We start from the raw sequence: 11681 nt of genomic DNA on the forward strand, positions 1-11681 counted from the left end.
TTGAGCCGCGATCGCGAATTCCTCTTCCTTCTCCCCTTGCGGAGAAGGTGCCTTGCCGAAGGCAAGGCGGATGAGGGGTCTGTATCTGCAAACGCCTCTCTCTCGTTTCGAACGCGCCGATAGAACCCCTCATCCGGCGCTTCGCGCCACCTTCTCCCGCAAGGTGAGAAGGGAAGGCTGCTCGCGAGTGTCGAAGAGCTAAATCACATCCGCGAGCGAATGCCCGTGCAGCTCGATGTTCAGCCCCTGCATGCCCATGTCGTTGAGCTCCCCGCCCATAGCCTTGATGCTTTCCTCGCGGATCAGCGACATCAGCCCGCGGCGTAGCGCCAGGAATTCCGACGACATCATCATCGACTGCTGCCGCGGCCGCTCCAGCGGAATCGGAATCTCCGCCTTGATCGAGCCGGGGCGCGCGGTCATGCAATAGACGCGGTCGGACAGAAATATCGCCTCGTCGATATCGTGGGTGACGAACAACACCGAGATCTTCAGCCGCTGCCACATGTTGGTGAGGATTTGCTGCATGATGACGCGCGTCTGCGCGTCGAGCGCGCCGAAGGGCTCGTCCAGCAGCAGCACCTTTGGTCCCGTCGCGAGCGCGCGGACAATGCCGACACGCTGCTTCATTCCGCCGGAAAGCTTTTCCGGATAATGCTTCTCGAAGGCTTCGAGGCCCGCAAGCCCCAGTAACGTCCGCGCGGCGCGCTCGCGCTGCGAACGCGGCATGCCGCGCATCTTCAGGCCGAACTCGACATTCTCCCGTACGGTTTTCCAGGGAAACAGCGAATATTGCTGGAACACCATGCCGCGCTCGGCGCTGGGGCCGTTCACCTTCTCGCCGTCGACGGTGACGATGCCCGTGGTCGGCTTGAGGAAGCCCGCGACCGCGTTGAGCAGCGTCGACTTTCCACAACCGGAGGGCCCGACGATCGAGACGAACTCGCCAGGCTTCACATGGATCTGGGTGTCGGTGACCGCTTCGACCGGCCCCTCGATGCTATCGTAGCTGAGGGAGAAGTTCCTGACCTCGATATGGCCTTGCGGTGCTTTGACGACGATCTCGCTCATCTTGATCTCCACGGCATTACCAATTGTCCGGCCCCCCGGATCAACATGCTCGATCCGAGGCCGAGCACGCCGATCGCGATCATGCCGAGTGCGATGTCGGCATACTGGACCAGCGAATAGGCCTCCCAGGTGAAGTAACCGATGCCGTATTGCCCCGAGATCATCTCGGCGGCGATCAGCGACACCCATGCCACGCCCATGCCCACGGTGAGGCCGGTGAAGATGTGCGGGAGCGAGGCCGGAAAATACACATCGCGGAAGATCCAGCGCTCCCGCGCGCCGAGACATTGCGCGGCGCGCACCAGCACGGGATCGACCAGCGACATGCCGTGCAGCGTGTTGACCAGGATCGGGAAGAACGATCCGAGGAAGGTGATGTAGACGATGCTTTGCTCGTTGGTCGGCCACAGCATGATCGCCATCGGCACCCAGGCGATCGCCGGGATCGGCCGCAGCACCTCCGCCACGGGGAAGATGATCTCATGGACAAGCTTGAAGCGGCCCATGATCAGACCGAGCGGCACGGCGACGATCGCTGCGATCGAAAAGCCGAAGAAGATGCGACGGCAGCTCAAGAGCACGTGCAGCAGGAATTTCGGATCGTGGATCGCCTTGGTAAAGCTGGCATAGACCGCGAGCGGCGAGGGCACGTTGGTGAAGCGCACGAAGAACACGACGCGATTGGTCGTCAGCAAATGCCAGACCAGCAGAAAGGCGAGCAGCGAGATGATGCCGATCGCGGTCGCGCGCAGCCCGCCCCGGTTGAGGCGGTACCAGCGCAGCGCCAGCGTGCCGAACGAGGGCGGTGCCGCGGGTGGAGTGGTGGCGGGCACGGAGGTCGTTTCCGCGATTGCACTTGCCGGCATACTGTCCTCGGGATGTCTGAGGAGGGCGGGACTGCTCACGTCTTGCCTCCGCCGACCGCCACCTTCACGGCATCGTCGAAGCCGAGCACCTTGCCGCTGATTTTCGCAGCGTAGGCTTCGGCGTCCTTCTTCAGCAGGAACGGCGCAACCTCGCCATTGCCGACTGCGAAGAAGGCCTGGTCGGCGAACAGCTTGATGCCGCGGGTGGTATCGAAGACGTAGGCGACGTTGATCTTCTTGCCCATGGCCTTGAAGTCGGCATAGGCGCCGAGCGTGCAGGCGGCCGACGCGAAGGGCAGAATGCCTGAATCGTCGACCCATATCTCGCCGGCCTTGCGCGGATCGGCGATCGGTTTCTTGCAGAAAGCGTCTTCGCCGGAGATCTCGTAATTTTTGGTGCTGGCGAGCTGCGCGTCATAGTCGAGCTTCATCTCGGCATAGGCCCTGCGGATGTAGCTGTCGTCGACCCATTTTTTGGGATCGAACTCCTTCATGCGACCGAGGTTCTGCAGCACCTTGACGTCGGCGGTGGCGGCATCGATCAGGGCCGGCTTGACGGTGGGATCGGTGGTCATGTTGCCGCCGGGCCCCAGGAAGATGTAGACGACTTCCTTGTTGATGCCGGTCCATTCCTGGATTTTTTCGGCAGCAAGCTTGGGATCGTCGCGCAGCCACTGGTTGGCGGCGATCAGAGCCTTGAAATATGCGACGACGACCTCTGGATATTTCTCCGCGAAGTCGGTGCGGACCACAATGCCGTGGAAGGTCGGCAGATTGGTCTCGACGCCGTCAAAGATCTTTCGCGCAAAGCCGCGGAACGGCAGCAGCTCGGCGAAGGGGACGAAGTCGGCATGCGCGTCGATCTTCTTCTCCTGGAGATTGGTCGAGCCGACCTCCGGGCTCTGGCTGACGAGCTGGAAGAAATCGGAGGTGTAGCCGCGGTCCTGCATCGCCTTCAGCACCATGCCGTGCGCGGCGGAGCCGAACGGCACGCTGACGAGCTTGCCCTTGAGATCGGCGAGATCGTAGTAGGGCGAATCCTTGTGAACGACGATGCCGTTGCCTGAGCCGGACAGGCTGTAGGCGGCGATGCCGATCAGCCGGCTCTTGCTCTCCGGATTGCTGTCGAAGGTGAAGCCGTTCACGATCAGCGGATAGTCGCCCATCATGCCGATCTGGAGCTTGTTCGCCATCATCGCGTTGGTGACGGGTGGGCCGGAGGTGAAGTTCTGCCACTCCAGCTCGAACTTGATGTTGGCGTATTTGCCGTCCTTCGGGAGATATTTTTCGAGGAGATGGAGCTGGCGGATGACGACGCCGGCGGTCACCGTGTTGGTGGTGGTATCCTGCGTTCCGATGCCGAGCGTGACGGTTTCCGCCGAGGCCGGCTGCGCGAGGAGAAGCGCCAGCGACGTCACCGACATCGTGATCGAGTGCGTGGAAAGACGGCGGACCATTCTCATCCTCATTCGGTTGGATGTGCTGTGGTTGCCATGATTGGGTGAGGGCGCCGACAGGGCAAATCCGGAATGTCCGCCGCAGTCGATTAGTTGCCGGGAAAAGCTGATTGCATACTCCTTGAGCAGTCCTGCACTATAAAGCCGCTTGCCTGGGCATCGGCCCTACTCAGATACATGCCCCCGCATCTCTTCCAGCACGTCGGGCCGGCAGACCACGATCTGCGAGCGCTTGGTCAGCACGATTCCCTTCTCCTGCATGCGCTTCAGGCTGATCGTGACCCATTGCCTGGTGGCACCGACCATGTGGGCGATATCGGCATGGGTGAAGGCAGCTGCGATCACCCGGCCGTCGGCGTCCTCGACGCCGTAGAGATCGACGAGATGCAGCAACAGATGCGCAAGGCGCTGTATGATCGAGCGCGTTCCCAGCATCTGGGCCAGCGCCGAATAGCACTTGCCCTTGAAGGTCAGGCCCTCGATCAGGCCGATCGCGAGGTTCGGGATCTCTACGGCAAGGGACCGCAGCTCCTTTCCGGGCAGATGCACCACGCTGCAATTGCTGGATGCAACGCCGGACCATTGATGCACGGTGCCCTCGAACACTTCGGGCCCGCCGACGAAATTGCCGACATGCCAGTAAGCCAGCGTGATCTCGCGGCCGAGCGGAGAGGTATAGAACACCCGGATACGGCCGCTCTCGATCAGCCAGATGCCGTCATGCTTGCCGCCTTGGCTGAACAGCGTCTGGCCGCGGTTGAGCACTTTCCGGCGGCCCTGTTTCAGCACCAGCTCCCGCTCGCGCTGGCTGAGCTTGTCCATCAATGGCGGCGGTCCGCCGATCCATTGCTGGTTTTCGGTGAGTAGCAGCGAGGAACTGCCGGCAGGCCGGACTGCCGGGGGACCAGCCCCCCGAACCGCATTCGCCGCCTGCAACATCGTCTGCCTCCGGAACGTTGAAATCGTTCTAAAGAGAGCAATGTCCGTGCCAGATGGGGTGATCGGAAGCGCGTTTGTGGGGAGGCGGTGCCCCTCACTCCGCCGTCATCGCCCGGCGAAGACCGGGCGATCCAGTATTCCAGAGGCGTCAGTGGGATACCGATAGGCCACGGCGTACTGGATTCCCCGCTTGCGCGGGGAATGACAGCGGAGCAAGAGGAACGATCAAGCCGTCCTACCGCCCCGCCAGGCTCAACAGATACGGCTTGGGGTAAATCCCCCGGTTGTGCCCATCCGAAAACGAGATGTTCAGCCCATAACCGAGATCGCCGATCTCAGTGATCGCGATCCCCGGAAACCGCTCTGGGAAGCGGCCGTCGAAGCGGGCGCGGGTGCAGTGGGCGCATTTGCAGGAGAGGCGGAGTGTTTCCGCGGGCAATTCCAGCGCGTCGTCCCCAGCGGTGCGAACGCGGAGCGTGGCGAGGTCGGCGCTTGCTTCGTAATCTGCCACGGTCGGTGCCACCAAGGTCATGACGTATCTCTAACCTCTCTCTATGTCGTCGTGACGCCACCGCGATAGCAACTAATTGCCGGCGCAGGCGCGGCGTGCTGATCTTCGCTGCCTCCTCTTCGATCACCGCCCACGAAATGTGAAACTAATCGACCGGGAATTTCAATTCGGCGTTGCCCGATTCCCGTCTCTCCGAAACCTTGGGCGCAATCGAGGTCAGGAGAGACAATGAGCGCATTTCAGAAGGAAACGGTTTTGTCGGTCAGGCACTGGACCGATTCCCTGTTCAGCTTCACCGCGACGCGCGATCCCGGCTTCCGCTTCCAGAACGGCCAGTTCGCGATGATCGGACTGGAAGTCGAGGGCAAGCCGTTGCTGCGAGCCTACAGCATGGCCAGCGCCAATCACGAGGAGGCGCTCGAGTTCTTCTCGATCAAGGTACAAGACGGACCGCTGACCTCGCGGCTCCAGAAGATCAGGGAAGGCGACATCATTCTGGTCGGCCGCAAGGCGACGGGCACGCTGATCACGGGCAATCTCATTCCCGGCAAGCGCTTGTTGCTGCTCTCGACCGGAACGGGGCTTGCGCCGTTCGCCAGCCTGATCAAGGACCCCGAGGTCTACGAGAACTACGAGACCATCGTGCTCGCCCATGGCTGCCGCCAGGTCTCCGAGCTCTCCTATGGCGAGCACCTCGTCGAAGGCCTGCGCGATCACGAGTTTTTCGGGCCGCTGATCCGCGACAAGCTCGTCTACTACCCGACCGTCACCCGCGAGCCGTTCAGGAATCGGGGCCGCATCAGCGACCTGATCGCCTCGAATCAACTCTTCGACGATATCGGGCAGTCGGGTCTCGATCTTACGACCGACCGCATCATGCTGTGCGGCAGCCCCGCGATGCTGGAGGAGCTCCCGGCGATGTTTTCCGCGCGCGGCTTCATTGAGGGCAATCACAGCCAGTCCGGCCATTTCGTCATCGAAAAGGCCTTTGTCGAGCGCTGAGGCCAAATCGCGGCCCGGCGACAACTAATTGCTATCGCCGGAAAGCCACCTGAACAAATCTGACGCAAAGGCGCCGACTATCGGCGGACCAGGAGCAAGCGATGGCACTAGATCAGATCGTCGACGGACTTTCGGAGGTTTCCTGCGACGTGCTCGTGATCGGCGGCGGCACCGCCGGCCCGATGGCGGCACTCAAGGCGAAGCTGAAGAATCCGAAGGCCAATGTCGTCCTGCTCGAAAAGGCCAACGTCAAGCGCTCCGGCGCGATCTCGATGGGCATGGACGGCTTGAACAACGCCGTCATCCCCGGCTACGCGACGCCCGAGCAGTACACCAAGGAAATCACCATCGCCAATGACGGCATCGTCGATCAGAAGGCGGTCTATAAATACGCGCAGAACTGTTACAAGATCGTCGAGGAGCTCGACAGCTTCGGCATTCGCTTCCTGAAGAACGAGAACGGCGATTACGCCGTCAAGAAAGTGCATCATATCGGCAGCTATGTTTTGCCGATGCCGAACGGCGAGACGGTGAAGAAAGCGTTGTATCGCCAGCTTCGCCGCGCCCGCATCCTGATCTCCAACCGCTACATGGCAACGCGGCTGCTGAAGTCCGCGGATGGTCGCATCGCCGGCGCGATCAGCGTCAATACCCGCACGGCCGAAATCCTGGTGATCAAAGCCAAGTCCGTGATCCTCTGCATGGGCGCAGCCGGTCGCCTCGGTCTTCCGACCTCCGGTTACATGTTCGGCACTTACGAGAACGCCGCCAATTCCGGCGACGGTTATGCGATGGCCTATCATGCCGGCGCCGCGCTCGCGAACCTCGAATGCTACCAGATCAATCCGCTGATCAAGGATTATAACGGCCCGGCCTGCGCCTACGTCGCCGGTCCTTTCGGCGCCTTCACCGCCAACAACGAGGGATCGCGCTTCATCGAATGCGACTATTGGTCGGGGCAGATGATGCTGGAGTTCTACAATGAACTCCTGTCGGGCAAGGGTCCGGTGTTCCTCCAGCTCAAGCATCTGCATCCGAACACGATCGAGGAGATCGAAACCACGCTGCACAAGGTGGAGCGGCCGACGCGCGGCCTGTTCCAACAGGGGCGCGGCATCGACTACCGCAAAGAGTCGATCGAGATGCACATCTCCGAGATCGGTTTTTGCTCGGGTCACAGCGCCTCCGGCGTGTTCGTCGACGACAACGCGCGCACCACTGTGCCCGGCCTTTATGCCGCGGGCGATATGGCGAGCGTGCCGCACAACTACATGCTGGGCGCCTTCACCAACGGGGCGGTCGCCGGCATCGACGCGATGGAGTTTGCCGAGAACCACGACTTTGCGGAGTTCGATGCAGCCGATGTCGCTAGGGAACGCGACCGCGTGATGGCGCCGACCAAGCGCGAGGATGGCATTCCGCCGAACCAGATCGAGTACAAGACCCGGCGCCTGGTCAACGACTATCTCCAGCCGCCAAAAGTCACGCGCAAATACGAGCTCGGAATGCGCCGCCTCGCCGAGGCACGCGAGGACATGCAGGAGCACATGATCGCGCGCAACGCGCATGAACTGCTCCGCGCCCTCGAAGTGCAATCAATCATGGACTGCGCTGACATGGCTGTGCATGCCTCGCTCTACCGCGAGGAAAGTCGCTGGGGCCTCTATCATTGGCGCACGGATTTCCCGGAGAAGGACAACGAGAACTGGTTCTGCCACACGCTGCTGTCCAAGCAGAACGACAAGATGACCAGCGAGAAGCGTGCCGTGGAGCCCTACGTCGTGCCGATCGCCGACGACGAGAAGGATCTCTACGACAAGCAACGCATTCGCGCGACAGCCTGACCCCCCGCACGAGTAACAGGAGACATACGATGCCTCTCGCTTCCTATCAGACATCGGTTCCGGTGGTCGTTGACGACGCCAAATGCATCGCCGACAAGGGCTGCACCGTGTGCGTCGACGTCTGCCCGCTCGACGTGCTGCGCATCAGCGACATGACCGGCAAGGCCTACATGGCCTATGACGAATGCTGGTACTGCATGCCCTGCGAGGCGGATTGCCCGACCGGCGCCGTCACCGTCAACATTCCTTATCTGTTGAGGTGATCATGTCGAGCCCATTCGAATCCTACGACGACCTCGAAGACGCCGACGAGCGTTTGCAGGCCGCAGATCCCGCCGAGCGCCGCGTCGCGATCATCGCGCTCGGCCATTCCGGCGATCCCGCAGCGGTCGGCCATCTCGCCAGCATGGTCGCCGATCCCGATGCCGGCGTGCGCCAGCAGGTGGCGATGGCGCTCGGCGAGTTCGACGGGCCGGAGGCCGCCAGTGCGCTCGTGAAGCTGCTGGTCGATCCCGAAAGGATCGTCGCCGCCGCCGCGGCCGACAGCATGGCCGAGTTCAAGGATCCAGCCTGCGCCGACATCATCCTGCCGCTGGTCAAGCATGCCCACGCCTTCGTGCGCATGGGCGCGTTGCGTGCGCTCAAGGAGCTGCGCTGCAAGGATACGCTGAAGCCGGCGCTGGAGGCGCTCCAGGATACGGACGCCGCCGTGCGCGTCCAGGCGATCGGTGTGATCGGTTTCCTCAAACTGGAGGAATCAATTCCGGCGCTGACCGCGCTGATCAACGATCCCGACGCGCATGTGCGCCGTGCTGCCGTCAGCGCGCTCGCCTTCTCGCAGCTGAAGCCGGCGGCCGAGACGATCACGCGTGCGCTGAAGGATTCGGACTGGATGGTGCGCGAGATGGCGGCGGAGACGCTGGGTCTCAACGTCAACGGTTCGATCGCCGCCGATCAACTGGTCGCTTCGCTCGGCGACGAATTCTGGCAGGTGCGGCTGAAGGCGATCCGCAGTCTTGGTCGAATGAAGATCGAGCGCGCGGTGCGCCCGATCGGCAATTGCGTCAATCACGAGCAAGCGAACTTGCGGAAGGAGGCGGCCGCGGCTCTCGGCGAGATCGCCCATCCCGACGGCGAGGCGTTCCTCGCCGTCATCGCCGATGATGCCGATCCCGACGTGCGCAAGAATGCGCGCTGGGCGCTCCAGCAGATCGCGGCCCGAAAGGCGCGGGCGGAGGCATAGAAGCGCGGCAGGCTGCCGCTCTGGACTTCCCGTCCCAGACGTTTATTGGTCTTCGCCAACGTGATCGGCCTATTCGAGTGCGGCCGATCCGAAAAGAGCGAGGACACGCCCATGACGACATTGACGGTTAAGGACCTTCTCCCCGAGGACGGCACGCGGGGAACGCTTGTCGGCCGCGTCTGGCTGCCGCAGGCGAATGGCCCGGCCGTGGTCGCCGTGCGCGGCGACGGTGTCTTCGACGTCACCGCGAAATTCCCGACCATCAGCGCGCTCTGCGAAGAGGACGAGCCGGCCAAGGCGCTTGCCGCGACCAGGGGTGAGCGCATCGGCGATCTCGATGCCATCGTCGCCAACACGGCGCCGGATCAGCGCGATTCGAAAAAGCCGTGGCTGCTCGCGCCGGTCGATCTCCAGACCCTGAAGGCGGCCGGCGTGACCTTCGCCATCTCGATGCTGGAGCGCGTGATCGAGGAGCGGGCGAAAGGCAATCCGGCCTCGGCGGAAGCGATCCGCAAAGAAGTGACGCGGCTGATCGGCGATGATCTGTCAAAACTCAAGCCGGGCTCGGATCAGGCGATACACCTGAAGCAGGTGCTGATCGACCAGAACGCCTGGAGCCAATACCTCGAAGTCGGCATCGGCCCCGACGCAGAGGTTTTCACCAAGGCGCCGACCTTGTCCTCGGTTGGCACCGGCATGGATGCCGGGCTGCATCCGAAATCGACCTGGAACAATCCGGAGCCGGAGCTGGTGCTGTTCGTCTCCAGCCGCGGCAAGATCGTCGGCGGCGCGCTCGGCAACGACGTCAATCTGCGCGACTTCGAGGGCCGCTCGGCGCTGCTGTTGTCTAAGGCCAAGGACAACAACGCCTCCTGCGCGATCGGCCCGCTGCTGCGTCTGTTCGACGACAGTTTTTCGCTCGACGACGCGCGCAAGCTGGAGATCAGCCTGAACGTGAAAGGGGCGGACGGATTTGTCCTCGACGGCCACTCCTCGATCAGCATGATCAGCCGCGATCCCACCGACCTGGTCGAGCAAACGATCGGCAAGGTGCATCAATACCCTGATGGCTTCGTACTGTTCCTCGGCACGATGTTCGCGCCGGTCAAGGATCGCGATGCACCGGGGCAGGGGTTCACCCACAAGCGCGATGACATCGTCACGATCTCGGCGCCCCAACTCGGCAAGCTCGTCAACCGCATGCGGACCAGCGACGAGTGCGAGCCCTGGACCTTTGGCATCGGTGCGCTGATGACGAATCTGGCGCAGCGGAAGCTGATCTAGCGCCGGCTTCGCTTCGCTTCATCTCACTTGCGGGGCCTCATGGTTCGAGACGCGCCGCAAGCGGCGCTCCTCACCATGAGGTTCAGGATTTAGCTGCCAACATGAACCTCATCCTGAGGAGCCCGCAAACAGCGGACGTCTCGAAGGATGGGCCGCACACATTCTTTTCATCTTCCCGTTGCATCCGCGGAACAAAATCGCGCTGGGCGTGTCATACGATGGCCCTCCCCGCCGACTGCCGTGTTCAGCGCAAATAGTCAGATAATATGACTAGTCGGAACCAAACTTCCGTGAAATAGTCCCTCCCGCCGCCTCCAAGGGGGCGGTCTGCGGGTGCCATGCTACCAATCGGCGCGCCCGGATAACATTTTGGGAGACACGCCTGATGACCCTCAAAGCCCTCTTTGCGGCCAGCGCGACCGCCGCGTTGCTGCTCGCGCTGCCGGCCAACGCCGCCGAACTCACCATCGGCTTCTCGCAGATCGGATCGGAATCCGGCTGGCGCGCGGCCGAGACGTCGGTCTCCAAGCAGGAGGCTACCAAGCGCAAGGTCAATCTCAAGATCGCCGACGCGCAGCAGAAGCAGGAGAACCAGATCAAGGCGATCCGCTCCTTCATCGCGCAGAACGTCGATGCGATCTTCCTCGCGCCTGTCGTCTCGACCGGCTGGGACTCGGTGCTGAAGGAAGCGAAGGAGGCCAAGATCCCGGTCGTGCTGCTCGACCGCGACATCGATCCCTCCGGCAAGGAGCTCTATCTCACCGCCGTGACCTCCGACAGCGTGCACGAAGGCGAGGTCGCCGGCGACTGGCTGGCGAAGACCGTCGGGGCCAAGGCCTGCAACATTGTCGAATTGCAGGGCACTGTCGGTGCCAGCGTGGCCGCCAACCGCAAGAAGGGTTTTGACACCGCCATCGCCAAGCATGCGAACCTGAAGGTGGTGCGCAGCCAGACCGGCGACTTCACCCGCGCCAAGGGCAAGGAAGTGATGGAAAGCTTCATCAAGGCCGAAGGTGGCGGCAAGTCGATCTGCGCGGTCTATGCGCACAACGACGACATGATGGTCGGCGCCATCCAGGCGATGAAGGAAGCGGGCCTCAAGCCCGGCAAGGACATCCTCACCGTCTCGATCGACGCGGTCCCCGACATCTTCAAGGCGATGGTCGCAGGCGAAGCCAATGCCACGGTCGAGCTGACGCCGAACATGGCGGGCCCCGCCCTCGATGCCATAGCGGCGTTCAAGGACAAGGGCACGGTTCCGCCGAAATGGATCCAGACCGACTCGAAGCTCTACACGCCCACCGACGATCCGCAGAAGATCTACGACAGCAAGAAGGGCCTCGGTTACTGAGGCGAGTGCGTCGCCGGACGGCCGTGTTTCGGCAGTCCGGCGGCCCCCTTCGAAACTGCTGCGCGAACGGATGGGCCGGGTGTCCGCATCATCAGCGGGCGCCGGTGGGAGTG

General features: G+C 62.6%; 11 protein-coding genes. 6 read left to right on the forward strand and 5 right to left on the reverse strand.

The annotated features are described in order from the left end of the window. Nucleotides 1-198: 198 nt before the first annotated feature. The 5 genes from ACVWW3_RS06220 to ACVWW3_RS06240 all read right to left on the reverse strand — a co-directional run bounded on the left by ACVWW3_RS06220 (nucleotide 199) and on the right by ACVWW3_RS06240 (nucleotide 4865). A complete protein-coding gene (locus ACVWW3_RS06220) occupies nucleotides 199-1071 on the reverse strand; it encodes an ABC transporter ATP-binding protein (protein WP_247350070.1) in 873 nt (290 codons plus the stop codon). After that, the gene (locus ACVWW3_RS06225) at nucleotides 1068-1976 is read right to left on the reverse strand and encodes an ABC transporter permease (RefSeq protein WP_456650597.1); all 909 of its coding nucleotides are present in this window, start codon (nucleotides 1974-1976) and stop codon (nucleotides 1068-1070) included. The genes ACVWW3_RS06220 and ACVWW3_RS06225 overlap by 4 nt, the downstream gene beginning before the upstream one ends. Continuing rightward, nucleotides 1973-3394 (reverse strand): ABC transporter substrate-binding protein, encoded by a 1422-nt coding sequence (locus ACVWW3_RS06230; protein ID WP_456650596.1) that lies wholly within the window; start codon nucleotides 3392-3394, stop codon nucleotides 1973-1975. The genes ACVWW3_RS06225 and ACVWW3_RS06230 overlap by 4 nt, the downstream gene beginning before the upstream one ends. 165 nt (nucleotides 3395-3559) lie before the next feature. Beyond that, nucleotides 3560-4333 carry a Crp/Fnr family transcriptional regulator gene (locus ACVWW3_RS06235; protein ID WP_456650595.1) on the reverse strand — a complete coding sequence of 258 codons (774 nt, stop codon included), beginning with the start codon at nucleotides 4331-4333 and terminating at the stop codon, nucleotides 3560-3562. 235 nt (nucleotides 4334-4568) lie between these two features. After that, nucleotides 4569-4865, reverse strand: coding sequence for a gamma-butyrobetaine hydroxylase-like domain-containing protein (locus tag ACVWW3_RS06240; protein WP_456650594.1), 297 nt, complete (start codon nucleotides 4863-4865; stop codon nucleotides 4569-4571). Between the two features lie 207 nt (nucleotides 4866-5072). Between ACVWW3_RS06240 and ACVWW3_RS06245 the strand changes: the two genes are divergently transcribed. The 6 genes from ACVWW3_RS06245 to ytfQ all read left to right on the forward strand — a co-directional run bounded on the left by ACVWW3_RS06245 (nucleotide 5073) and on the right by ytfQ (nucleotide 11568). After that, nucleotides 5073-5846, forward strand: coding sequence for a ferredoxin--NADP reductase (locus ACVWW3_RS06245; protein WP_456671903.1), 774 nt, complete (start codon nucleotides 5073-5075; stop codon nucleotides 5844-5846). 101 nt (nucleotides 5847-5947) lie between these two features. Further along, complete coding sequence (locus ACVWW3_RS06250; protein WP_247350080.1) at nucleotides 5948-7690, forward strand: fumarate reductase/succinate dehydrogenase flavoprotein subunit; 1743 nt, start codon at nucleotides 5948-5950, stop codon at nucleotides 7688-7690. A gap of 29 nt (nucleotides 7691-7719) precedes the next feature. Continuing rightward, the gene (locus tag ACVWW3_RS06255; RefSeq protein ID WP_008141081.1) at nucleotides 7720-7953 is read left to right on the forward strand and encodes a 4Fe-4S dicluster domain-containing protein; all 234 of its coding nucleotides are present in this window, start codon (nucleotides 7720-7722) and stop codon (nucleotides 7951-7953) included. A 2-nt stretch (nucleotides 7954-7955) separates the two neighbouring features. Then, the gene (locus tag ACVWW3_RS06260) at nucleotides 7956-8933 is read left to right on the forward strand and encodes a HEAT repeat domain-containing protein (RefSeq protein WP_247350082.1); all 978 of its coding nucleotides are present in this window, start codon (nucleotides 7956-7958) and stop codon (nucleotides 8931-8933) included. Between the two features lie 111 nt (nucleotides 8934-9044). Further along, nucleotides 9045-10217, forward strand: a complete 1173-nt coding sequence (locus ACVWW3_RS06265) for a fumarylacetoacetate hydrolase family protein (protein WP_456671904.1) — start codon at nucleotides 9045-9047, stop codon at nucleotides 10215-10217. Nucleotides 10218-10602: 385 nt separating this feature from the next. Continuing rightward, a complete protein-coding gene (gene ytfQ / locus ACVWW3_RS06270) occupies nucleotides 10603-11568 on the forward strand; it encodes a galactofuranose ABC transporter, galactofuranose-binding protein YtfQ (RefSeq protein ID WP_456650593.1) in 966 nt (321 codons plus the stop codon). The last annotated feature ends 113 nt before the right edge of the window (nucleotides 11569-11681 follow it).

This window comes from Bradyrhizobium sp. LM2.9 (assembly GCF_054056555.1).

Coding starts and splice junctions, on each gene's coding strand:
- ACVWW3_RS06220 (WP_247350070.1), bottom strand. CDS start 1,071: ATGAGCGAGATCGTCGTCAAAGCACCGCAAGGCCATATCGAGGTCAGG.
- ACVWW3_RS06230 (WP_456650596.1), bottom strand. CDS start 3,394: ATGGTCCGCCGTCTTTCCACGCACTCGATCACGATGTCGGTGACGTCG.
- ACVWW3_RS06235 (WP_456650595.1), bottom strand. CDS start 4,333: ATGTTGCAGGCGGCGAATGCGGTTCGGGGGGCTGGTCCCCCGGCAGTC.
- ACVWW3_RS06240 (WP_456650594.1), bottom strand. CDS start 4,865: ATGACCTTGGTGGCACCGACCGTGGCAGATTACGAAGCAAGCGCCGAC.
- ACVWW3_RS06245 (WP_456671903.1), top strand. CDS start 5,073: ATGAGCGCATTTCAGAAGGAAACGGTTTTGTCGGTCAGGCACTGGACC.
- ACVWW3_RS06250 (WP_247350080.1), top strand. CDS start 5,948: ATGGCACTAGATCAGATCGTCGACGGACTTTCGGAGGTTTCCTGCGAC.
- ACVWW3_RS06255 (WP_008141081.1), top strand. CDS start 7,720: ATGCCTCTCGCTTCCTATCAGACATCGGTTCCGGTGGTCGTTGACGAC.
- ACVWW3_RS06260 (WP_247350082.1), top strand. CDS start 7,956: ATGTCGAGCCCATTCGAATCCTACGACGACCTCGAAGACGCCGACGAG.
- ACVWW3_RS06265 (WP_456671904.1), top strand. CDS start 9,045: ATGACGACATTGACGGTTAAGGACCTTCTCCCCGAGGACGGCACGCGG.
- ytfQ (WP_456650593.1), top strand. CDS start 10,603: ATGACCCTCAAAGCCCTCTTTGCGGCCAGCGCGACCGCCGCGTTGCTG.